We start from the raw sequence: 22505 nt of genomic DNA, 5'->3' as shown, positions 1-22505 counted from the left end.
GTCATCTTGCATTCATGTAGTTAAGATCCAACGAGGTGTATCACAGTTGCCAAAATAAACATTGAGGCGAAAAATCCGAATGTGACGATAAAACCAACAGCTGAGTCGGTCACATCATTCCGCTTGCTTTGAACATTCTTTTCAAATTCATTCATTTTCATCCCTCCTGGCTATTTTTAGTATACTTGAACTCATTTGGAATTGCTAGAAGGTAAAGTAACCGTTTTCCATTTTCATGATCATTTTGTGAATATCGTCTGACTGTAAGCTGACCCGGGAGCTTACGTGAGACGTTTACTATAAATGAGGAGGCGGCACTTTCAGCTTCCTCTTTACTAATGTCTCTACACACTTTAGGATAGAGGAGGAAGTGAAAGAGAGGGATTTAAGCGAATGGTCTTTGAAGTATGGAACAATTTAAAAAAAGGGGATATTCACCCCGTTTATTGCTTATATGGAAAAGAAACGTATTTACTTCAAGAGACAGCTGCAAAATTGAGACAAGCTGTCGTCGACGAAGAAACAAAGGATTTTAATTACTCTGTCTTCGATATGGAAGAGGTGCCGCTTGAGCAGGCTGTGACGGACGCAGAAACATTTCCGTTTATGGGAGAGCGGCGTCTCGTTGTGATCAAGAACCCTTATTTCCTCACTGCAGAAAAGAAAAAAGAAAAGATCGAGCATCAGCTTTCCGTGTTAGAAGCTTATTTAGAAAAGCCAGCACCCTACACAATTCTCGTGTTATTAGCCCCATATGAAAAACTGGACGAACGTAAGAAAATCACCAAATTGTTAAAAAAGAAAGCGGCTGTAGTTGAGGCGAAAGAGTTAAATCCGAAAGAAACAACAGATTTCACTATCACGCTGGTGAAAACAGAAGGAAAAACAATCTCGGCTGAAGCGGCAGAACAGCTTGTCATGTTATGTGGCGGGAGCCTGTCCTCACTTTTTCAAGAGGTTCGAAAGCTAAGTACATATATTGGGCAGCGAGAGGAAATTGAGCTGGCGGATGTCAATCAGCTCGTTGCACGAAGTTTGGAGCAGAATATTTTCGAACTGATTAACCAAATCGTGAACAGGCGCCGGTCTGAAGCGATGCAAATGTTTTATGATCTCCTAAAGCAAAATGAGGAACCCATTAAAATATTGGCACTCATTTCAAATCAATTTCGGTTGATATTGCAGACAAAGTACTTTGCTCAACAGGGATACGGGCAAAAACAAATTGCGTCAAACCTGAAAGTCCACCCATTTCGGGTCAAACTCGCGATGGATCAGGCAAGACTGTTTTCAGAAGAAGAGCTAAAGCACATCGTCAAAGAGCTCTCCACGATTGATTATGAAATGAAAACGGGTAAAAAGGACAAGCAGCTATTATTAGAATTGTTCCTGCTTCGGTTATTAGGGGCTTGAACATAAAAAAACGACCTTCTCAAAAGAGGGTCGTTTTTGTTTAGATGTATAATTGCCAGTCTGTCCTTATGGCTGAGCCGTTCAGGACGGACGTACAGTTAAACAGGTGCCTCATCACTGAGGCGTTGCAAACATTATGCAGAAAGTCCGTTTACTTGTTTCGCAAGTCTTGATTTGTAACGCGCAGCTGCGTTTTTGTGTACAAGACCAGTTTTAACGGCTTTGTCAATGCGTTTTGCAGCAGAAGAAAGAGCAGCTTTTGCTTGCTCAGCATCGTTGTTAGCTACAGAAACTTCAACTTGTTTAATCGCAGTACGCATCGCAGACTTGATTGTTGCGTTGTGTGCACGGCGTTCGTTATTCGTTTTTGTACGTTTGATCGCTGATTTAATATTTGGCATGTGTTTCACCTCCTAAGATACAACCTAAACACAATTGTCTTAAGGTTAAATCTTCACAATAGAACAAATTGTATTCTATCAAACACACCTTTAGAATGCAATATAAATGTAAAGTATTTTTCATTGATGAAGCGCTCGAATGTTTCTTGAACGAGATGGAAAGACTACTGTTAATTACTTGATGGAAGGAGCCTTTTCATGAAGAAACAGAAACTCGATTTAAGCGCTTATCAAATCCGGACCGATTTGGCCGTTGAAACAAAAGAGATACTAGAACAAGAGAACGATCCGAATGTGGTCAAAAAGGACGGTATTCAAGGAATTGTTGAGAAGGAGAAGGAAGAGCACGGCATCCGCATCCGCACTGTGGAGATTACGACAGAAGGAGAAGAGCTGACCGGAAAAAAGGCAGGGACATACTTGACGCTTGAGGCGCAAGGAATTCGGGAGAAAGACTCTGAGATGCAAGAAAAAGTGGTCGAAGTTTTTGCCCATCATTTTGCTCAGTTTTTAAAAGATCACGGCATTCAGGCAGATGCAAGCTGTCTTGTCGTAGGACTCGGAAACTGGAATGTCACGCCTGATGCTTTAGGGCCGCTCACAGTTGAGAATTTGCTGGTGACACGCCACTTATTTGAATTACAGCCTGAGAATGTGCAGGAAGGCTATCGCCCGGTGTCTTCCCTATCGCCTGGAGTCATGGGACTGACTGGTATAGAAACAAGTGACATTATACAAGGTGTCATTGAACGATCTAAACCAGATTTTGTGATCGCCATCGATGCACTGGCTGCACGTGCAGTAGAACGGGTGAATACGACGATTCAAATTTCTGATACAGGTATACATCCAGGATCGGGTGTCGGAAATAAACGAAAAGAATTAAGCAAAGAGACCTTGGGGATTCCAGTCATTGCCATTGGTGTACCGACAGTGGTCGATGCAGTGACGATCGCAAGTGACACGATTGATTACGTGTTAAAGCATTTTGGTAGAGAACTGAAAGATGATAGACCTTCCCGATCTTTAGTACCAGCGGGTCTGACATTTGGGAAGAAAAAAGTGCTGAATGAAGAAGATTTGCCAGATGATGAAACGCGTCAATCCTTTTTAGGAATCGTCGGAACGCTTCCTGAAGAAGAAAAAAGACAGTTGATCCATGAAGTGCTTGCGCCGCTTGGACAAAATCTAATGGTCACACCGAAGGAAGTGGATACATTCATTGATGACATGGCGAACGTACTCGCCAATGGGTTAAATACAGCACTTCATCAAAAAATCTCTCAAGACAACATGGGTTCCTATAATCATTAATCAGTTCTACTTTCTCTAGCTCGCTCATAGTGTAATTACTAGAAAGCGTGCTGGAGGGAGTAAATCATGAAAAAAAGACCTCGCCGTCCTCGACAGTTGGTCGTTGCGATTAATGGAACAAAAGTAGTGAAGAGTATTTTTTTGTTTATTGTCTCTCTGGTGGTTGTGTTTGTCATGTCAGGGGCTTTGACGTCTTTAAAACCTGAGCTTAGGCCTCAAGCATCATTATATGGTGTGGCAGATGAGCTGTCAGGGGCATTCTTTGCAACTCTAATGGGGATGGAAAATCAATATTTTTCCTCAGCAGTCCCTGAAGATCAAAAAGGATTTCATTTCTCCGGGCTGTCACTCAAACTTGCCACAAGTATCAATTTAGAAGACCCCCGCAGTTTTCTAGGAAGAGAGCTGCCAGGCTTTGAACATTTTGATACAAAAATCATCCTAGCAGGTGAAGGTACAGACTATACGAATATGCCAATGGAATCGCCGCCTCCAAGTGAAGTCATCAAAGATGAAAAAGAAGCAAATCTAGCTGAGCTGGACAAGCTTGATGAAGATGAACCGAAAACGCCTGCAAAAGAGCCGAACCAGTCGACAGGAAAACGAAAAGCTGTATACATTTATCACACACATAATACGGAATCATATTTACCATTTTTAAAAGGAGAAACAAACCCAAACAATGCGCGCCACTCAAAAGTGAACGTCACCCTTGTCGGGGAGATGTTTGGTAAAGCGCTCGATCAGCAAGGAATCGGCAACACAGTGGATAAAACAGAAATTGAAAAAAGACTGCTGAAAAAAGGGTTGAAGTATCCTCAATCATATAATGAATCCAGATTGGTTGTAAAAGAAGCTCTCGCTAAAAATGATGACCTAGATTACTTAATCGATATTCATCGGGATTCAAGAAGAAAGAAAGATACGACAGTAGAAATCAAAGGCAAGAAATATGCGAGAATCGCTTTTGTTGTAGGGAAGAAAAATCAAAGCTATGAGAAAAACTTAAAGCTGGCGACAGAGTTCCACCATTTGATGGAGAAAAAATATAAAGGACTTAGTGTCGGTGTGTTTGCCAAAGGAGAAATTGGTGATAATGGAATCTATAATCAAGATTTATCTGACAAAGCCCTCCTATTAGAATTTGGCGGTGTGGATAATAATATGGAAGAACTGAAAAACGCATCCAATGCAGCAGCAGATGTGTTCAGTGAAATTTTCTGGGACGCAGAAAAGGTAGACGGCAAAGCAAAGGATGAGAAAAAACGGTCTTAAGGTGGTGGAGGACATGGGCTCATTTATTGGAAAAACCATTATTTTATCGCTCGTATTGCTATTCGGTGTCTTTTTAGGAATGCAGCAAGCCAATAATGGCATGCTGCAAATGAAAGGGTATCATGATCCGCAATTAAAAGGGGCCTTCACTGTCCAAATGAATGATGATCAAGAAAAAGAAGCCTCTATCCTCGGAACAGCTGTCACACAAAAAGACTTAGCAGAAAAACAAAAGCAGCTAGAAGAAATGGAGAGCTTTAATGCCTTCTCTAAGGCCGGAAAAGCATTATCAGATGGTATGACGCATGCAGCCCGTACACTTTATGATTGGGTGAATGGTAAATAAACTGTTGTAAGCATCATGTTGGATGTTATTTCATAAGATATCACACCTTTTCGCAAAAGCCGCTAACCGATGAGCGGCTTTTCTTGATTTCGATTGAATCTTTACAGCCCTATTGATATAATCTAACCTAGCGCAACCCGCGTTTTATAGTAGGAGTGATAGATTGTGACAGATAAAGAAAAACGATTAGAACGGCAATCAAGAATTCGAAATTTCTCCATTATCGCCCATATTGACCATGGGAAATCCACATTGGCTGACCGTATTTTAGAAAAAACAGCGGCGATTACGCAACGAGAAATGAAAGAACAATTACTTGATTCCATGGACTTAGAGCGTGAACGCGGCATTACGATCAAATTAAACTCTGTCCAGCTGAAATATCAGGCGAAGGATGGAGAAGAATATATTATGCACCTGATTGATACACCAGGGCATGTCGACTTCACCTATGAGGTATCTCGAAGCCTAGCTGCCTGTGAAGGTGCAATTCTTGTGGTGGATGCAGCACAAGGCATTGAGGCACAGACACTTGCGAACGTTTATTTAGCTCTTGATAACAACTTAGAAATCCTGCCGATCATTAACAAAATTGATCTGCCGAGTGCAGAGCCTGAACGTGTAAGACAAGAAATTGAAGATGTCATCGGGTTGGATGCATCTGAAGCTGTTCTCACCTCTGCTAAGGCGGGCATCGGGATCGAGGATATTTTAGAACAAATCGTCGAAAAGGTGCCGGCACCAGCTGGAGATCCAGAAGCACCACTTCAAGCCCTCATTTTTGATTCTCTCTACGATGCGTATCGTGGCGTCATTGCTTACATACGAATTGTCGAAGGAACCGTAAAACCGGGTCAAAAAATTAAGATGATGGCGACAGGCAAAGAATTTGAAGTGCTTGAAGTTGGCGTATTTACACCGAAAGCAATGCCAACAGACGAACTCACTGTTGGAGATGTTGGCTATTTAACAGCTGCCATTAAAAACGTTGGTGATACACGAGTAGGGGATACGATCACAAGTGCGGTAAACCCTGCGAAAGAAGCTCTGCCTGGATATAGAAAGCTGAACCCAATGGTGTACTGCGGCCTTTATCCAATTGACACAGCGAAATATAACGACTTGCGTGAAGCGTTAGAAAAGCTTGAATTAAATGATTCTTCACTTCAATATGAGGCAGAGACATCCCAAGCACTTGGCTTCGGCTTCCGCTGCGGCTTCCTTGGCATGCTTCATATGGAAATCATCCAAGAACGGATTGAACGTGAATTTAAAATCGACCTCATTACGACAGCGCCAAGTGTTATTTACGATGTGTATATGACAGACGGAGAAAAAATCGTTGTAGATAATCCATCCAATTTGCCTGATCCGCAAAAGATTGAGCGAATTGAAGAGCCATACGTGAAGGCAACAATGATGGTGCCAAATGATTATGTTGGTTCTGTGATGGAGCTTTGCCAAGGAAAGCGCGGCAATTTCATTGATATGCAATATCTTGATGCAAACCGCGTGAGCATTGTGTACGAAATTCCTCTGGCAGAGATCGTATACGAATTCTTTGATCAATTAAAGTCCAATACAAAAGGGTATGCATCCTTTGATTACGAGCTAATCGGCTATCGCCCATCCACTCTAGTGAAAATGGATATCATGCTCAATGGCGAAAAAATCGATGCACTTTCCTTTATTGTTCACCGCGATTATGCATATGAACGCGGAAAGATCATTGTAGAAAAGCTGAAAGAACTGATTCCGCGCCAGCACTTTGAAGTACCAGTTCAGGCAGCGATCGGTCAAAAAATTGTTGCTCGGTCTACCATTAAAGCAATGCGCAAGAACGTACTAGCGAAGTGTTATGGTGGAGATATTTCCCGGAAAAGAAAGCTTCTTGAGAAGCAAAAAGAAGGGAAAAAGCGCATGAAGCAAGTGGGTTCTGTAGAAGTCCCACAAGAAGCATTTATGGCCGTGCTGAAAATGGACGACAGCACACCGAAAAAATAACATCCTCAAGGCAACCTGCTTTACAATGCTCGCCTTGACGTTTATAGTCGAAAACAAACGAAGAGGCCGCAGCGATAAACTGCGGCTCTTTAACTGTAAAGAAGGTGTCAACAAATGAAAGCAGCATACATTCACATTCCATTTTGTGAGCACATTTGTCACTATTGTGATTTTAATAAATTTTTCATTAAAACCCAGCCGGTCGCTGAATACTTAGCCGCTCTTGAAAAAGAAATGCAGCACACGATCGATCAAAAAGGGGAGCAAGAACTAAAGACGATCTTTATTGGCGGGGGAACCCCGACATCACTGACAACCACCCAGTTAGATCAGCTTATGGACAGCATTCACCGCGTATTAAAACCAACCAAAAACTTAATCGAGTTTGCAGTAGAAGCAAACCCAGACGAACTATCGCTTGAGAAATTGAATGTCTTAAAATCAGCAGGCGTTAATCGGCTGAGCTTTGGTGTTCAAACATTTGAAGATGACCTGCTCAAAAAAATCGGACGGGTTCATCAAAAGAAAGATGTTCTCACGTCTTTCGAGCGAGCAAGAGCAGTTGGGTTTGACAACATTAGTCTTGATCTGATGTTTGGTTTGCCTCATCAAGAGAAGCATCATGTCATGCATTCACTAGAGACCGCTTTTTCATTAGGTGCAGAGCATTATTCGGTTTATTCGCTGATTGTCGAGCCAAAGACGGTCTTTTACAATTTGATGCAAAAAGGGAAACTGCATTTACCACCGCAAGAACGTGAGGCTGAAATGTATGAGCTCGTCATGGATGAAATGGAACGGCATGGACTCAAACAATATGAGATTAGCAATTACGCCAAACCAGGTTTTGAAAGCCAGCATAACCTCACCTATTGGAGCAACGAAGATTACTTTGGTTTTGGCGCTGGAGCGCACGGGTATGTAGATGGCGTCCGTAATGTGAACGCTGGACCAGTGAAGCATTACTTAGAGCTCATTGAACAAACAGGGTTTCCATATAAGGAAACGCATCAGGTGACAAAAGCAGAACAGATCGAAGAAGAAATGTTCTTAGGTTTGCGGAAAATTGAAGGCGTGAAAAGTGCTCACTTTCAAGCGAAATTTGGAGCATCACCAGAAGCACTCTTTCCCGCCGTTCTTGAAGAATTAGCAGAAAAAGGTCTCATTGAACAGGATGAGATTGGCATTCGTTTAACAAGAAAAGGAAAATTGTTAGGAAATGAAGTATTTCAAGCGTTTCTCGGTGAGTTATAATTGACATTTTAATTTGAGTTTGGTAATTTTGTTTATACAATTAGCACTCGTTGAAAGAGAGTGCTAACAGGGGTGATGATGATGTTAACAAATCGTCAGCTTTTGATTCTACAAGTCATTATTAATGACTTTATTCGTTCGGCGCAGCCAGTTGGATCAAGGACTCTTTCCAAAAAAGAAGACATTACATTCAGCTCTGCGACGATTAGAAACGAAATGGCTGATTTGGAGGAACTCGGTTTTATTGAAAAGACCCATTCTTCATCAGGAAGAATTCCTTCCGAAAAAGGATATCGTTATTATGTAGATCATTTGCTCTCTCCGCGAAAACTGTCATCTAAAGAGCTTGTGCTCATCCAGTCAGTATTTCAGGAGAAAATTTTTGAGCTGGAAAAAACAGTTCAAAAATCGGCGGAAATTTTATCAGATCTCACAAACTACACATCGATTGTCCTTGGTCCAAAGCTAAGTGAAAATCGATTGAAGCAAATTCAGCTTGTCCCTGTCCAGCCTAATAAAGCAGTAGCGATTATGATTACAGACAGCGGGCATGTTGAAAACAAAACCATTACCTTCTCTGAGCATCTTGATGTCTCCGATATTGAGAAGCTAATGAATATTTTAAACAGCCGCTTAGCCGGAGTCCCGATGGATCAGCTGAAGGACAGGATGTATAAAGAAGTAGTGATGCTCCTTCGCACGCATTTAAAAGACTATGATCATATTTTAGATGCACTTGGTAACACATTCACTTCAACACAAAATGAATCAAAACTTTTCTTTGGCGGGAAGATTAATATGTTGAACCAGCCAGAGTTTCATGACATTGACCGCATTCGTTCACTCATGATGCTGATTGAACAAAAGAACGATGTCATGCAGCTGTTTCATCCAAATCAGCAAGGAATCACCATTAAAATCGGTTCAGAAAACAATTTGGAAGCAATGGAGAACTGCAGTTTAATCACAGCAACTTATGCGATTGATCAAAAATCACTCGGCTCCATCGCTGTCATTGGTCCAACCCGTATGGATTACGGGCGAGTCGTTAGTCTTTTGCATCATGTATCAAAAGACTTGTCAAACGCACTTTCCAATTTGTATGATGAGTAGGGTGATAAAAGGTGGGGGCACAGCCCCTTCGTATAATTGAATCTTTTGAGGGAGGTGAACACAATGTCAGAAGAAAAACAGACACCTGAGCAAGCAGCAGAGGTTGAAGCACAAGAAGAAGCAGTTCAAGCAGAAACTGAGGAAGTAAAGCACGATGAACAGTCTGCCTTCCAAGAGAAGATTGATGAATTGCAGCAGCTTCTAGATGAAAAAGAAAACAAAATTCTGCGTGTTCAAGCAGATTTTGAAAACTATAAACGCCGTGCTCGAACTGAAGTGGAGACCGTGCAAAAATATCGTTCTCAACATGTTGTCAGCGACCTTCTCCCAGCTCTCGACAACTTTGAAAGAGCGCTTGGAATCGATCCAGACAATGAGCAGACGAAAAGTTTGTTAGAAGGTATGCAAATGGTTTACCGCCAGCTGGTAGAAGCGTTGAAAAATGAAGGCGTTGAACCAATTGAAGCTGTCGGCAAAGAGTTCGATCCAAACCTTCATCAAGCCGTCATGCAAGTTGAAGATGAAAACCACGATTCAAACATCGTTGTAGAAGAATTGCAAAAGGGCTATAAACTCAAAGACCGAGTTATTCGTCCATCAATGGTAAAAGTAAATCAATAACTACATAATGGGAGGTCATCGAATATGAGTAAAATCATTGGTATTGACTTAGGAACAACAAACTCATGTGTTGCAGTACTCGAAGGCGGCGAGCCAAAAGTTATTGCAAACGCTGAAGGAGCACGTACAACACCATCTGTTGTCGCTTTTAAAAATGGAGAGCGCCAAGTAGGTGAAGTAGCGAAACGTCAATCAATTACAAACCCGAACACCATCATGTCTGTTAAAAGACATATGGGTACAGATTATAAAGTAGAAGTTGAAGGCAAGAACTACACGCCGCAGGAAATCTCTGCAATTATTCTTCAACATCTTAAATCTTATGCTGAAGCTTATCTTGGCGAAGAAGTAACAAAAGCGGTTATTACAGTTCCTGCTTACTTCAACGATGCAGAGCGCCAAGCAACAAAAGATGCTGGTAAAATTGCTGGTCTTGAAGTAGAACGTATCATCAACGAACCAACAGCAGCTGCACTTGCTTATGGTTTAGATAAAACAGATGAAGATCAAACGATCCTTGTATATGACCTTGGCGGCGGTACATTTGACGTATCAGTCCTTGAGCTTGGAGACGGCGTCTTTGAAGTACGCTCAACTGCTGGGGACAACCGTCTAGGTGGAGACGATTTTGACCAAGTCATCATCGATCATCTAGTGGCTGAATTCAAAAAAGAAAACGGCATTGATCTTTCAAAAGATAAAATGGCGCTTCAGCGTTTAAAAGATGCTGCTGAAAAAGCGAAAAAAGATCTTTCTGGTGTATCTTCTACACAAATCTCACTGCCATTTATCACAGCTGGAGATGCAGGTCCTCTTCACCTAGAATTAACGCTAACGCGTGCTAAATTCGAAGAGCTTTCTGCAGACCTTGTAGAGCGTACAATGACACCTGTACGTCAATCACTGAAAGATGCTGGTCTATCTGCTAGCGAGATTGATAAAGTTATCCTTGTTGGTGGATCAACTCGTATTCCTGCAGTACAAGAAGCAATCAAAAAAGAAACAGGTAAAGAGCCTCATAAAGGCGTAAACCCTGATGAAGTGGTTGCACTTGGTGCGGCAATTCAAGGTGGAGTTATCACAGGAGATGTCAAAGACGTTGTTCTTCTTGACGTCACACCACTTTCTTTAGGAATTGAAACAATGGGCGGCGTATTCACAAAGCTGATTGAACGTAATACAACCATTCCAACAAGTAAATCTCAAGTATTCTCAACGGCTGCTGACAACCAAACTGCTGTAGACATTCACGTCTTACAAGGTGAGCGTCCAATGGCAGCAGACAACAAAACATTAGGTCGTTTCCAATTGACTGATATCCCGCCAGCACCACGCGGCGTACCACAAATCGAAGTATCTTTTGATATCGATAAAAACGGTATTGTCAACGTACGTGCGAAAGATATGGGTACAGGCAAAGAGCAAAACATCACAATCAAATCTTCTTCAGGTCTTTCTGATGATGAGATCGAAAAAATGGTCAAAGAAGCAGAAGAAAATGCTGAAGCAGATGCAAAGAAAAAAGAAGAAATCGAAGTGCGCAATGAAGCAGATCAATTAGTGTTTACAACAGAAAAAACATTAAAAGATCTTGAAGGCAAAATCGATGAAGAGCAAGTGAAAAAAGCGAATGATGCAAAAGATGCGCTAAAAGCTGCGATCGAAAAAGGCGAGCTTGAAGACATCAAAGCGAAAAAAGATGAGCTACAAACAATCGTTCAAGAATTAACGACAAAGCTCTACGAAGAAGCTGCAAAACAAGCACAAGCTCAGCAAGAAGGCGCTGAAGGTGCTCAAAAAGCAGATGACAATGTAGTGGATGCAGAATACGAAGAAGTAAACGACGATCAAGAGAAAAAATAATCACCTTTACTTTTGAAAAAGACTGCTGAAACGTACTCGTCAGAAAGTCAAAGTCAGGATCTCTTGGCTTTGACTTTTTTCTTTTCAACGATGAAAAGGAATTGAAAAAGATCAATTTAAAATGATACAATCGTATTTATGTGAGAAAATCGGGAGTGTGAAGAGATGAGTAAGCGTGATTACTATGAAGTGCTTGGCGTGAGTAAGAGCGCCTCAAAGGACGAAATCAAAAAGGCATACCGCAAGCTTTCAAAAAAGTATCACCCTGATATTAATAAAGAAGCTGGCTCAGATGATAAATTCAAAGAAGTAAAAGAAGCCTATGAAACCCTTTCTGACGATCAAAAACGTTCACATTATGACCAGTTCGGTCACACCGATCCAAACCAAGGATTTGGTGGCGGCGGATTTGGCGGTGGGGGAGACTTTGGCGGCTTCGGCGGCTTTGATGACATCTTCTCTAGTATTTTTGGCGGCGGAGCCAGAAGAAGAGATCCAAATGCACCACGTCAAGGAGCGGACCTTCAATATACAATGACCCTTTCATTTGAAGAAGCGGCATTTGGGAAAGAAGCAACGATCGAGATTCCCCGCGAGGAATCATGTGAAACGTGTCATGGATCAGGTGCAAAACCTGGAACACAGGCAAAGACATGCTCACATTGCGGCGGATCAGGTCAACTAAATGTCGAGCAATCCACGCCATTTGGTAAAGTAGTCAACCGCAGAGTATGTAACTACTGTAGCGGAACTGGTAAACAAATTGAGCATAAGTGTTCAACATGTGGTGGATCTGGTAAAGTGCGTAAGCGTAAGAAAATCAATGTGACGATCCCAGCAGGTGTGGACGATGGTCAGCAGCTTAGAGTATCTGGTCAAGGTGAACCAGGTGTAAATGGAGGACCTCCAGGCGATCTATTTGTTGTTTTCCATGTGAGGGCGCATGAATTCTTCGAACGAGATGGAGATGACATCTACTGCGAAATGCCGCTTACCTTTGCGCAGGCTGCACTAGGTGATGAAATTGAAGTGCCGACATTACATGGGAAAGTCAAATTAAAAGTTCCTGCGGGCACACAAACGGGTACGAAGTTTAGACTCAAAGGAAAAGGTGTAAAAAATGTACGCGGTTATGGTCAAGGCGATCAGCATATCGTTGTACGCGTCGTAACACCGACGAATTTAACTGAAAATCAAAAAGATATCATTAGAAAATTTGCTGAAGTGAGCGGAAATAAACCGGACGAACAAGAAATGAGCTTTTTCGATAAGGTGAAACGCGCATTTAAAGGCGAGTAAGACGGATAAGGAGTTGGTAGTATTGAAGTGGTCAGAAATTAGCGTCCATACAACAAATGAAGCGGTGGAACCGATCACCAATATTTTGCATGAAGCAGGTGCAAGTGGTGTCGTGATTGAGGACCCGCTTGATTTAGTCAAGGAACGTGAAAATGTATACGGTGAGATCTACCAGCTCGATCCGAATGATTATCCTGAGGAAGGGGTTATCGTCAAAGCCTACCTTCCGATGAATAGCTTTTTGATGGAAACGGTAGATGAGATCAAAGAGGCCATCAACAATCTTCTTCTATATGATATTGACCTTGGACGAAATACACTGTCAATTTGTGAAGTAAACGAAGAAGAATGGGCGACTGCATGGAAGAAATACTATCATCCTGTGAAAATCTCTGAGAAATTTACCATCGTCCCAACATGGGAAGAGTACACACCCGTTCATTCTGATGAATTGATCATCGAAATGGACCCTGGAATGGCATTTGGAACCGGTACACATCCAACAACGGTTCTTTGCATTCAGGCGCTTGAGCGCTATGTGAAGGAAAACGACACGGTGATTGACGTTGGAACAGGATCTGGCATTTTAAGTGTTGCCGCTGCAATGCTCGGTGCAAAAGACATTCATGCATTTGATCTCGACACCGTTGCAGTGGAAAGTGCAAAGCAGAACATCGAATTAAATGGTGTGAGCGAGCAAGTAACGGTAAAACAAAACAATTTACTTGATGGGATTTCAGGTGAACGCGATGTGATTGTGGCCAATATCCTTGCAGAGGTCATCTTGCGCTTTACAGATCAAGCGTATGATCTATTGAAGAAAGACGGTTACTTTATTACATCAGGCATTATCGGACAAAAGAAATTACAAGTTAAAACGGCTTTAGAAGAAGCCGGTTTTGAGATTGTTGAAGTGCTGTCAATGGAAGATTGGGTCAGCATAATAGCGAAAAAATAAAGCGAGTAGGTGTCAGGACACGTATGCAACGATATTTTATCGACCTCACAAAAGAAGAAGTGACGGAAAAGGGAAACATCGTCATAAAGGGTGAAGATGTTCATCACCTTGCAAACGTCATGCGGATGAAAGCAGGAGAGGACATCCTTTGCTTAACAACAGACGGCTTTGAAGCGCTCAGTAAAATTGATACAATAACAAAGGAAGAAGTGATTTGTCACTTGGAAGGCTGGACGAATCAGAATCGAGAGCTTCCGATCAAGGTGACGATTGCAAGCGGTCTGCCAAAAGGGGATAAGCTTGAATGGATTATCCAAAAAGGCACCGAGCTTGGCGCAAGTGCTTTTATTCCGTTTCAAGCGGCTCGTTCGATTACAAAACTTGACCAAAAAAAGTCATTGAAAAAACGAGATCGCTGGGAAAAAATTGCGAAAGAAGCTGCCGAGCAGTCTTACCGGAATATCATTCCGCGCGTTCATCCAGTATCAACATTTAAAGAGCTGATTCAACTGGCCGGTGAATTCGATAAATGTGTCGTTGCATACGAAGAATCATCGAAAGAAGGCGAGCAAAGCCGGTTTCAAACGGTGCTCCAACAGATGAAGGGCGGACAAACCTTATTAGTGGTTTTTGGTCCAGAAGGCGGTTTAGCAGAAAAGGAGATTGAAGAACTTGAAGCGCATGGTGCAGTCATTTGCGGGCTTGGACCACGCATTTTAAGAACAGAAACAGCTCCTCTTTACGCGCTTTCTGCTATATCTTATCAAACAGAGTTATTAAGAGGTGAATCATGATGGGAACAGTAGCGTTCCATACACTTGGCTGTAAGGTCAATCACTACGAAACAGAAGCCATCTGGCAGCTGTTTAAAGAAGCTGGCTATGAAAGAAAAGATTATGAATCAAAAGCAGACGTATATGTCATTAATACATGTACCGTCACCAATACAGGCGATAAAAAAAGCCGCCAAGTCATTAGAAGAGCCATTCGTCATAATCCGGATGGTGTCATTTGTGTAACAGGCTGTTACGCACAAACGTCTCCGGCAGAAATCATGGCGATTCCTGGTGTTGATATTGTGGTTGGCACACAAGACAGGCATAAACTGCTTGGTTATATTGAAGAATACAGAAGAGAAAGACAGCCGATCAATGGAGTTGGCAATATCATGAAAGCACGGGTCTTTGAAGAACTAGATGTTCCTGCGTTTACTGACAGAACACGTGCTTCATTAAAAATCCAAGAAGGTTGTAACAATTTCTGTACATTCTGCATTATCCCTTGGGCTCGCGGATTACTGCGTTCTCGCGATCCAGAAGAAGTCATCAATCAAGCGCAGCAGCTTGTCGATGCCGGCTACAAAGAAATTGTATTAACAGGTATTCATACAGGTGGATATGGTGAAGATTTAAAGGATTATAACTTTGCTAAGCTTCTGAAAGAATTAGATGAACGTGTGGCGGGATTAAAACGAATCCGCATTTCATCCATTGAAGCAAGTCAAATTACAGACGAAGTGATTGAAGTGCTCGATCAGTCAGATAAAATTGTGAGACACTTGCACATTCCGCTTCAATCTGGCTCTAATACTGTACTGAAAAGAATGCGCCGTAAATACACAATGGAATTCTTTGCAGAGCGTTTAACGAAGCTCAAAAAAGCATTGCCAGGTCTTGCTGTCACTTCAGATGTGATCGTTGGATTCCCAGGAGAAACAGAAGAAGAATTTATGGAAACATACAATTTTGTCAAAGACCATCAATTCTCTGAGCTCCATGTGTTCCCTTACAGCAAACGGACAGGTACGCCTGCTGCAAGGATGGAAGATCAAGTAGATGAGAATGTGAAAAACGAACGCGTTCATCGCCTCATTGCTCTTTCTGATCAGCTTGCGAAAGAATATGCATCGGCATATGAAGGCGATGTCTTAGAGATTATTCCAGAAGAATCCTTCAAAGAACAAGACGGAACGCACAATCTGTATGTAGGATATACTGATAACTACATGAAGGTCGTATTTGAAGGAACAGAAGACATGATCGGCCGTTTGGTGAAAGTGAAGATTACGAAAGCAGGTTATCCTTATAACGAAGGACAATTCGTCCGTATAAGTGATGACGTGCAGACGGATCAAGTGAGAATGACCTCATAATGAATGAAAAACCGGCAGCCATTAGGCAAGCCGGTTTCTTTTATGTTGACCGATTCGGAAGAAGGAACAAAATCAAGGCGTGAAAAGGGCGGATGAACGGGAAAAAGAGGAGAGAACTTGCAACATTAAACAGCAGACTAAAGTGCGCAATCTGCTGGGCAGGAGAGCTTGCTAAAAGCGCAACAAACTCTGTGATAAAGGCGAGAAAAGGAAGACATAAAAGAACACCTAGAACATTAAACACGACGTGTGCATACGCGGTTTGGCGGGCTGCATAACCGCCAGAGATAGCAGCCATCACGGCAGTAATACATGTTCCGATATTGGATCCTAAAACAAAGCTGATGCCTTCTTTTAGAGCGACAGTCCCTTCATTCATAAATCCCATCAAAATACCGATACATACAGAACTTGAATGAACAATCGCCGTGAGCACTGTACCAGAGAGAAGAGCTGTCCAATCGGAGTGCTGCATCATTTCAAGGAAACGTAGTGTCTCTGGCTGACTGGTCATCATACCTGCAATTTTTGAAAAACCTTGAATACAAAAAAAGATCATGCCAAGCCCAAATAAACTTTTTCCTGCATATCGAAAAGACTTCCTGCCCAAAATGATACATAAAAGACCGGCTGCAATCAGAACCCACATAAACACGTCCATCTTAATGGCAATAAATTCTGTCGTAAATGTTGAGCCGATATTCGTTCCAAGAATCATGGGTATGGATTTTTTAAACGTGAGAATGCCTGTACTCACAAAGCCGATAACGATGACCATAAACGCCGAACTGCTTTGAAGAACCCCTGTAAACACAATACTGACCAAGAATGCTTTGACTGGATGATCTGTAAAGAGAAGAAGTGATTTCTCAATACGAGACGACGTGAGCGTCATTAATCCTTTCCTAAGCAAACCCATTGCCCATAAAAAAATGAAAATAAGTGCACAAAAATAAATGATCGCCATCATAGAAAAGTCCTCCTCTTACCAATGAATATATGGACTTGTCTACCTGCTCATGACGAAAATATATTTCCAAATCACTTAGTTGACCTCAACCTAGGCTTATATTATAATGTCTAGGTACATGTTTTGCATGTATATCTTTTTTTAATGCAGTCGATTGGTGTATTCGGAGGGAGGGAAAGAGAATGTCAAAAACGGTCGTTAGAAAAAACGAATCGCTTGAAGATGCTCTTCGTCGCTTTAAACGCAGTGTATCCAAAACTGGAACATTGCAAGAAGCAAGAAAGCGTGAATTTTATGAAAAGCCTAGCGTAAAGCGTAAGAAAAAGTCTGAAGCTGCTAGAAAACGTAAATTCTAAAGAGGGTGGATTTTATGAGTCTTCTTGAGCAATTAAATTCTGATATGAAGCTTTTTATGAAAAACCGAGAGAAAGACAAGCTTCTTGTCATTCGTATGGTAAAGGCTTCACTGCAAAATGAAGCAATAAAGCTTAAGAAAGACAGTTTGACCGGAGATGAGGAACTAACCGTCCTTTCCCGCGAGATTAAGCAACGTAAAGACTCCCTCCATGAATTTTCGAAAGCTAATCGCTTAGATTTAGTAGATAAAGTTCAAAAAGAGATTGACATTTTAGACGTTTATTTACCTGAACAGCTTTCTGAAGAAGAACTGCAGGCGGTTGTGAAAGAAACAATCGCCGAAACCGGTGCTTCATCGAAAGCTGATATGGGTAAAGTGATGAGCGCTATTATGCCAAAAGTAAAAGGTAAAGCTGATGGTGCTGTGATTAACAGACTTGTCAGCGAGCAACTGTCTCAATAAAAAAGTATCCTTCTCATGTTAGAAGGGTACTTTTTTTATGCCTCCATAAACCTGTCATATAAAAATGAAACCTATGATACATTTGTAACGTATGTAAAGGAACGGTAAAATGAAAGAAAGAGAGGGGGGATCACCAAATAGATGAAAAAAATGAAAATTTCTATTGCTCTCTTCAGTTGTTTTATAATATGCTTGTTATTAGGGGTTCAATTGACCGCGAAATCAGCAGATCAGAAAGTTCATGTTATCCCAATTGAAGATACAGTAGAAAAAGGACTTTCTAAATTCATTGAACGATCATTTGAGCAGGCAAAGTCGGAACGGGCGAAGCACATCATTCTCGACATCAATACACCAGGTGGTGCAGTCGATGCGGCGCTTGAAATAGCCGATACCATTCGTGCATCCGATATCCCAGTGACAGCGTTTGTGAATCATAGAGCGCTTTCAGCCGGGGCATTCATTGCCTTAAATGCCGATCAAATTTATATGACCCCAAACGGAAAGATGGGGGCTGCTGCGATCATTGATGGTGAAGGCAACGCTGCCGATCAAAAATCTGAATCTCTATGGCTTGCTGAAATGAGTGACGCTGCTGAAAAGCAGGGGCGTGATCCAAAATATGCTCTTGCGATGGCAGATGTAGATATAGACGCAAAAGAAGCTGGTGCACCAAAAGGAGAATTGCTGACCTTTAACACAGATCGGGCACTTCAGTTCGGTTATGCAGAAGGAGAAGCGAAAAATATGGATGACTTGCTTCAGAAGCTGAACTTAGCAGATGCTTCTGTTCAATACGATGAAGTGAGCTTTGCTGAAAAGGTTGCGCGTTTTCTCACGCATCCGATCGTCATTCCTATCCTTTTATCCATCGCGAGCTTAGGGTTAATTGTTGAATTATATTCTCCCGGCTTTGGGGTCCCAGGCACCATGGGAGTCACAGCGCTTCTTCTATTCTTTTATGGTCATCTCGTGGCAGGTTTTGCAGGATATGAGACATTGTTCCTGTTTTTGGCAGGGATTGTGTTGATCATTCTGGAATTATTTTTGCCAGGGGGAATCGTGGGTGTCATTGGACTAATCTGTGTCGTTGTCAGCTTATTTTTAGCAGCTGGAAGCTTTACAGAAATGGCGATTTCCATCTTGATTGCCACTGCTGTTTCAATCATAGCAGTTATTTTATTGACAAAGGTGTTGGGGAAACGTATGAAATTTTTTAAAAAGTTCATTTTAACCGATTCAACCAATAAAGAAAGTGGTTATGTCTCAAATGAAACAAGAGATGATCTTGTAGGACAAATCGCAGTGACAGCAACAGCACTTCGTCCATCTGGTACGATTGTATTCGGAGACGAGCGCATTGATGTTGTGTCAGAAGGTGCTTTTATCGATAAGGATGAACAAGTAAAAATTGTGAAAGCGGAAGGCTCACGCATTGTCGTGAGGAAAGTATAGATATACTGATTTTATAGGAGGAATAAAATGGATCCATCTACTTTACTATTATTTGTGATTATCGCAGCAGGTTTGATCGTTCTATCGATCTTCTTCACCTTTGTACCGGTGATGCTGTGGATTTCTGCCCTAGCGGCTGGCGTAAGAGTGAGCATTTTTACACTTGTAGGAATGAGACTTCGCCGAGTGATTCCAAACCGAGTGGTCAACCCGCTCATCAAAGCGCATAAAGCAGGTCTTGATGCGACGATTAACCAATTAGAAAGCCACTATCTTGCAGGTGGTAACGTAGACCGAGTTGTCAACGCACTGATCGCGGCTCAGCGTGCGAATATCGAATTGAACTTTGCTCGCTGTGCGGCAATCGACCTAGCAGGCCGTGACGTACTTGAAGCTGTCCAAATGAGTGTAAACCCTAAAGTCATTGAAACACCATTTATCTCAGGTGTTGCGATGGACGGGATTGAAGTAAAAGCAAAAGCACGTATTACAGTTCGTGCAAACATTGACAGACTTGTTGGTGGTGCAGGGGAAGAAACGATCATTGCTCGTGTAGGTGAAGGGATTGTTTCGACAATCGGTTCATCAGATAATCATAAAAAGGTTCTTGAAAATCCTGATATGATTTCTCAAACGGTTCTTGGTAAAGGATTAGATTCAGGTACAGCATTTGAAATTCTCTCGATTGATATCGCAGATGTTGATATCGGTAAGAATATCGGGGCGATCCTGCAGACAGACCAAGCAGAAGCCGACAAAAACATTGCACAGGCGAAAGCAGAAGAACGCCGCGCGATGGCTGTTGCACAAGAACAAGAAATGCGTGCGAGAGTTGAAGAAATGCGCGCGAAAGTAGTAGAAGCAGAGGCTGAAGTACCACTTGCAATGGCCGAAGCACTACGTGAAGGTAATATTGGAGTTATGGACTACATGAACATTAAGAATATCGATGCTGATACGGATATGAGAGATTCATTTGGCAAAATGACAAAAGGTCCATCTGATAATGAAAACAAATAAGCATCCTCTCACGCTTTAAGGAGGGAGCCCATTGGACATTCTATTTGAAAATCCGTTACTAATAGCGATTATCATCGGTATTATCTCTGCGGTCTTTGGGAAAATCGGCAAACAAGAGGAGAAGGAACAAAAGAACCAGCAAAGCAAACCGGCTCCTCAACGTAAACCAGTGCCGCAAAAGCAAACAAAACAAACAAGTCCAGATCCAGTCGTGACGGACCAGCTCGACGATTTTGGCGATGTACATGATCATGGCGGGATGAAGAAACAAGGTTCACAGTCCTTACAGGATCGTTATACAGCTACACTTGCCGAAATGGAAGAAAGAAAAAGCGAGCTGAATAAAGAGTTTCAATCGCTTGAAAGAGAACTTACAAGGCCAAAGGCAGCATCTGCTGGAATGAAGCCGAAAATGATTGAGAAGCTCAACCAAGATACGGTCGTTCAAGGGATGATCCTTGGTGAAGTATTTGGAGAGCCTCGTGCAAAAAAGCCACATCGAACGATGAAACGGCCATATAAAAGATAAAGAAGAAAGTCCCCTTATTCTTAAGGGGGTTTTTTTGTTGCGTAATGGAGATTTTTCTTAGTCAAAATGATGAAACGGCTGTTTTACGGGATTCATTAGCATGATATGAACCGCTGAGGAATAGGATGATATAGAGGCTTTCTCATCAGTCTCACCATCTTTCAGTTTGATCTCATACACATGAGGTGGGAAGGGGTTCTTATTGAATGGGAAAAAGAAAAAATCAACTTAAAGCATGGCTGACAAGAACACTTGAAATCCCTCCGGACGTGATGATGGATCTTCCCCGTATTACGATGGTTGGCAGACTCCATATTTACATAGAGAACCATAAAGGGCTTTTACTTTTCAGTGATCAAGAGGTAAGGCTGATGCTCAAGCAAGGACAGTGCATTATTTCAGGAAAAGACTTTGTGATTAAAACGATTTTGCCAGAAGAGATCTTATTAGAGGGGAAAATCGATGAGGTCCGTTATATTGATTCTTAACTGACGGAGGGGAGAAACGTGAAGAACAAATGGTTTTCCTATTTTATTGGCAGAGTGGAAGTGGAGATAAGAGGAAGCGGTATTGAGCGGCTAATCAATGAGTGCACGAGACAGGGGATCACAATTTTTCAAGTGAGCCGCCGTCAAGACAGCGTGCGCTTATTTATTCGCCTCTCAGATGTACATGCCTTTAGAAAAGTGCGCAGACATCATGAGGTGAAATGTTCGTTTCATCAAAAGAAAGGGTTCCCGTTTCTTCTTCTATGGTCGAGAAGAAATATTGGCTTCACCCTCGGGATGGCTTTTTTCCTAGTGACGATATTGGCTCTTTCAAATATGGTGTGGAAAATTGAGATTAAAGGTGCGAATCCAGAAACAGAACACCAAATGAGAAAGCATCTGGACGAAATAGGGGTACAAAAAGGGCGTTTTCAGTTTCTCATGGGGACACCTGAAAAAATACAAAAGTCATTGACGACCAATATTCAGAGCATTACATGGGTCGGAGTTGAACTGAACGGAACGACGTTTCAAATGAAAGTGGTCGAAAAAAATGAACCTGAAAAGGAGAAATATACAAGTCCTCAGCACATCGTTGCCAAGAAAAAGGCGGTCATCACGAGAATGTATGTAGAAAAGGGGGAACCGCTTGCCCAGGTCGATGAGCATGTGAAAAAAGGGCAGATGCTCGTCTCAGGTTTAATTGGGAGTGAAGATCAGAAAAAAACGGTCGGAGCTAAAGCGAAAATCTATGGTGAAACATGGTACCGATCTGAAGTTTCTGTCCCTCTCCGAACATCTTTTGATGTCTTTACGGGTAAAATGAAGACAAAGCACAAGCTCTCCTTGTTTGGAGGCTCCATCCCATTTTGGGGATTTTCCTTTAAAAAAGATGATTTTCAGCAGCCGAAAACAGAAACAGAAGTTCACCCGCTTCATTTTTTGAATATGCAATTGCCGTTCTCCTATGAAAAGGAAATCACACGAGAAAGTGAAAAAATAAATCGAGAATACACAAATAAAGAAGCGGTTCAAGCAGGGATTAAAATGGGTAAAAAAGAATTAGAAGAAAAGCTAGGTCAAACAGGTGAGGTGAAAAGTGAAAAAGTTTTGCACGAGACAACAGGGAATGGTAAAGTTAAGTTAATCATCCTTTACCAAGTAATAGAAGATATTGTTCAACCAACACCTATTGTTCAGGGAGACTAGA

At 41.9% G+C, this 22505-nt stretch carries 23 protein-coding genes; 20 read left to right on the top strand and 3 right to left on the bottom strand.

Features of this window, described 5'->3' with window-relative positions; genetic code table 11:
* Positions 1-20: 20 nt before the first annotated feature.
* Positions 21-155 (bottom strand): YqzM family protein, encoded by a 135-nt coding sequence (locus ACRRMM_RS02870; RefSeq protein WP_008342491.1) that lies wholly within the window; start codon positions 153-155, stop codon positions 21-23.
* A 238-nt stretch (positions 156-393) separates the two neighbouring features.
* Here ACRRMM_RS02870 and holA point away from each other — a divergent pair, with 238 nt between their 5' ends.
* Positions 394-1413: a DNA polymerase III subunit delta gene (gene holA / locus ACRRMM_RS02865; protein ID WP_242730689.1), complete on the top strand. Its 1020-nt coding sequence runs from the start codon at positions 394-396 to the stop codon at positions 1411-1413.
* A gap of 134 nt (positions 1414-1547) precedes the next feature.
* Here the strand turns inward: holA and rpsT are convergent, their stop codons facing one another.
* Positions 1548-1814: a 30S ribosomal protein S20 gene (gene rpsT / locus ACRRMM_RS02860; protein ID WP_008342485.1), complete on the bottom strand. Its 267-nt coding sequence runs from the start codon at positions 1812-1814 to the stop codon at positions 1548-1550.
* 198 nt (positions 1815-2012) lie between these two features.
* On the opposite strand from rpsT, the gene gpr reads away from it, so the two are divergent.
* The 12 genes from gpr (at position 2013) to mtaB (ending at position 16013) form a co-directional block, all read left to right on the top strand.
* Positions 2013-3128, top strand: coding sequence for a GPR endopeptidase (gpr, locus tag ACRRMM_RS02855; RefSeq protein ID WP_008342483.1), 1116 nt, complete (start codon positions 2013-2015; stop codon positions 3126-3128).
* 66 nt (positions 3129-3194) lie between these two features.
* Positions 3195-4403 (top strand): stage II sporulation protein P, encoded by a 1209-nt coding sequence (locus ACRRMM_RS02850; RefSeq protein WP_008342481.1) that lies wholly within the window; start codon positions 3195-3197, stop codon positions 4401-4403.
* 13 nt (positions 4404-4416) lie between these two features.
* Entirely contained in the window at positions 4417-4749 is a 333-nt protein-coding gene (locus ACRRMM_RS02845; RefSeq protein ID WP_019743214.1) for a YqxA family protein, read from the top strand.
* A gap of 165 nt (positions 4750-4914) precedes the next feature.
* Positions 4915-6753: a translation elongation factor 4 gene (gene lepA / locus ACRRMM_RS02840; RefSeq protein WP_008342476.1), complete on the top strand. Its 1839-nt coding sequence runs from the start codon at positions 4915-4917 to the stop codon at positions 6751-6753.
* Between the two features lie 114 nt (positions 6754-6867).
* Complete coding sequence (hemW, locus tag ACRRMM_RS02835; RefSeq protein WP_428828447.1) at positions 6868-8007, top strand: radical SAM family heme chaperone HemW; 1140 nt, start codon at positions 6868-6870, stop codon at positions 8005-8007.
* Between the two features lie 81 nt (positions 8008-8088).
* Complete coding sequence (gene hrcA / locus ACRRMM_RS02830; RefSeq protein ID WP_008342473.1) at positions 8089-9120, top strand: heat-inducible transcriptional repressor HrcA; 1032 nt, start codon at positions 8089-8091, stop codon at positions 9118-9120.
* Between the two features lie 63 nt (positions 9121-9183).
* Entirely contained in the window at positions 9184-9741 is a 558-nt protein-coding gene (gene grpE / locus ACRRMM_RS02825) for a nucleotide exchange factor GrpE (protein ID WP_272511715.1), read from the top strand.
* Between the two features lie 24 nt (positions 9742-9765).
* Complete coding sequence (gene dnaK, locus ACRRMM_RS02820; RefSeq protein WP_008342469.1) at positions 9766-11604, top strand: molecular chaperone DnaK; 1839 nt, start codon at positions 9766-9768, stop codon at positions 11602-11604.
* A gap of 165 nt (positions 11605-11769) precedes the next feature.
* A complete protein-coding gene (gene dnaJ / locus ACRRMM_RS02815; RefSeq protein WP_008342467.1) occupies positions 11770-12903 on the top strand; it encodes a molecular chaperone DnaJ in 1134 nt (377 codons plus the stop codon).
* Between the two features lie 22 nt (positions 12904-12925).
* Complete coding sequence (gene prmA / locus ACRRMM_RS02810) at positions 12926-13861, top strand: 50S ribosomal protein L11 methyltransferase (protein WP_035390850.1); 936 nt, start codon at positions 12926-12928, stop codon at positions 13859-13861.
* Between the two features lie 23 nt (positions 13862-13884).
* Positions 13885-14655: a 16S rRNA (uracil(1498)-N(3))-methyltransferase gene (locus ACRRMM_RS02805; protein WP_019743217.1), complete on the top strand. Its 771-nt coding sequence runs from the start codon at positions 13885-13887 to the stop codon at positions 14653-14655.
* Entirely contained in the window at positions 14655-16013 is a 1359-nt protein-coding gene (gene mtaB, locus ACRRMM_RS02800; protein WP_017367626.1) for a tRNA (N(6)-L-threonylcarbamoyladenosine(37)-C(2))-methylthiotransferase MtaB, read from the top strand. Before ACRRMM_RS02805 ends, mtaB begins: the two co-directional genes overlap by 1 nt.
* Positions 16014-16053: 40 nt before the next feature.
* Here the strand turns inward: mtaB and ACRRMM_RS02795 are convergent, their stop codons facing one another.
* Entirely contained in the window at positions 16054-16983 is a 930-nt protein-coding gene (locus tag ACRRMM_RS02795; protein ID WP_060832438.1) for a Na/Pi symporter, read from the bottom strand.
* A gap of 182 nt (positions 16984-17165) precedes the next feature.
* Between ACRRMM_RS02795 and rpsU the strand changes: the two genes are divergently transcribed.
* The 7 genes from rpsU to yqfD all read left to right on the top strand — a co-directional run bounded on the left by rpsU (position 17166) and on the right by yqfD (position 22504).
* Positions 17166-17339, top strand: coding sequence for a 30S ribosomal protein S21 (rpsU, locus tag ACRRMM_RS02790; protein ID WP_003152957.1), 174 nt, complete (start codon positions 17166-17168; stop codon positions 17337-17339).
* Positions 17340-17353: 14 nt separating this feature from the next.
* Positions 17354-17803 carry a GatB/YqeY domain-containing protein gene (locus ACRRMM_RS02785; RefSeq protein ID WP_017358018.1) on the top strand — a complete coding sequence of 150 codons (450 nt, stop codon included), beginning with the start codon at positions 17354-17356 and terminating at the stop codon, positions 17801-17803.
* Between the two features lie 141 nt (positions 17804-17944).
* A complete protein-coding gene (locus ACRRMM_RS02780; protein WP_007501318.1) occupies positions 17945-19258 on the top strand; it encodes an NfeD family protein in 1314 nt (437 codons plus the stop codon).
* A gap of 27 nt (positions 19259-19285) precedes the next feature.
* A complete protein-coding gene (gene floA / locus ACRRMM_RS02775; RefSeq protein WP_007501317.1) occupies positions 19286-20278 on the top strand; it encodes a flotillin-like protein FloA in 993 nt (330 codons plus the stop codon).
* 31 nt (positions 20279-20309) lie between these two features.
* Complete coding sequence (locus ACRRMM_RS02770) at positions 20310-20807, top strand: hypothetical protein (RefSeq protein WP_046344011.1); 498 nt, start codon at positions 20310-20312, stop codon at positions 20805-20807.
* Between the two features lie 206 nt (positions 20808-21013).
* The gene (gene yqfC, locus ACRRMM_RS02765) at positions 21014-21295 is read left to right on the top strand and encodes a sporulation protein YqfC (RefSeq protein ID WP_003217398.1); all 282 of its coding nucleotides are present in this window, start codon (positions 21014-21016) and stop codon (positions 21293-21295) included.
* Positions 21296-21313: 18 nt separating this feature from the next.
* The gene (gene yqfD, locus ACRRMM_RS02760; protein ID WP_017358015.1) at positions 21314-22504 is read left to right on the top strand and encodes a sporulation protein YqfD; all 1191 of its coding nucleotides are present in this window, start codon (positions 21314-21316) and stop codon (positions 22502-22504) included.
* The last annotated feature ends 1 nt before the right edge of the window (position 22505 follow it).

It is taken from the genome of Bacillus sp. XT-4 (assembly GCF_050864245.1).
Taxonomy (GTDB): Bacteria; Bacillota; Bacilli; order Bacillales; family Bacillaceae; genus Bacillus; species Bacillus altitudinis.
This window is presented reverse-complemented; position numbering and strand designations above follow the sequence as displayed.

Coding starts and splice junctions, on each gene's coding strand:
- ACRRMM_RS02780 (WP_007501318.1), top strand. CDS start 17,945: ATGAAAAAAATGAAAATTTCTATTGCTCTCTTCAGTTGTTTTATAATA.
- ACRRMM_RS02795 (WP_060832438.1), bottom strand. CDS start 16,983: ATGATGGCGATCATTTATTTTTGTGCACTTATTTTCATTTTTTTATGG.
- ACRRMM_RS02845 (WP_019743214.1), top strand. CDS start 4,417: ATGGGCTCATTTATTGGAAAAACCATTATTTTATCGCTCGTATTGCTA.
- dnaK (WP_008342469.1), top strand. CDS start 9,766: ATGAGTAAAATCATTGGTATTGACTTAGGAACAACAAACTCATGTGTT.
- ACRRMM_RS02850 (WP_008342481.1), top strand. CDS start 3,195: ATGAAAAAAAGACCTCGCCGTCCTCGACAGTTGGTCGTTGCGATTAAT.
- yqfC (WP_003217398.1), top strand. CDS start 21,014: ATGGGAAAAAGAAAAAATCAACTTAAAGCATGGCTGACAAGAACACTT.
- ACRRMM_RS02805 (WP_019743217.1), top strand. CDS start 13,885: ATGCAACGATATTTTATCGACCTCACAAAAGAAGAAGTGACGGAAAAG.
- rpsU (WP_003152957.1), top strand. CDS start 17,166: ATGTCAAAAACGGTCGTTAGAAAAAACGAATCGCTTGAAGATGCTCTT.
- dnaJ (WP_008342467.1), top strand. CDS start 11,770: ATGAGTAAGCGTGATTACTATGAAGTGCTTGGCGTGAGTAAGAGCGCC.
- hrcA (WP_008342473.1), top strand. CDS start 8,089: ATGTTAACAAATCGTCAGCTTTTGATTCTACAAGTCATTATTAATGAC.
- holA (WP_242730689.1), top strand. CDS start 394: ATGGTCTTTGAAGTATGGAACAATTTAAAAAAAGGGGATATTCACCCC.
- ACRRMM_RS02870 (WP_008342491.1), bottom strand. CDS start 155: ATGAATGAATTTGAAAAGAATGTTCAAAGCAAGCGGAATGATGTGACC.
- hemW (WP_428828447.1), top strand. CDS start 6,868: ATGAAAGCAGCATACATTCACATTCCATTTTGTGAGCACATTTGTCAC.
- gpr (WP_008342483.1), top strand. CDS start 2,013: ATGAAGAAACAGAAACTCGATTTAAGCGCTTATCAAATCCGGACCGAT.
- rpsT (WP_008342485.1), bottom strand. CDS start 1,814: ATGCCAAATATTAAATCAGCGATCAAACGTACAAAAACGAATAACGAA.
- floA (WP_007501317.1), top strand. CDS start 19,286: ATGGATCCATCTACTTTACTATTATTTGTGATTATCGCAGCAGGTTTG.
- grpE (WP_272511715.1), top strand. CDS start 9,184: ATGTCAGAAGAAAAACAGACACCTGAGCAAGCAGCAGAGGTTGAAGCA.
- ACRRMM_RS02785 (WP_017358018.1), top strand. CDS start 17,354: ATGAGTCTTCTTGAGCAATTAAATTCTGATATGAAGCTTTTTATGAAA.
- mtaB (WP_017367626.1), top strand. CDS start 14,655: ATGGGAACAGTAGCGTTCCATACACTTGGCTGTAAGGTCAATCACTAC.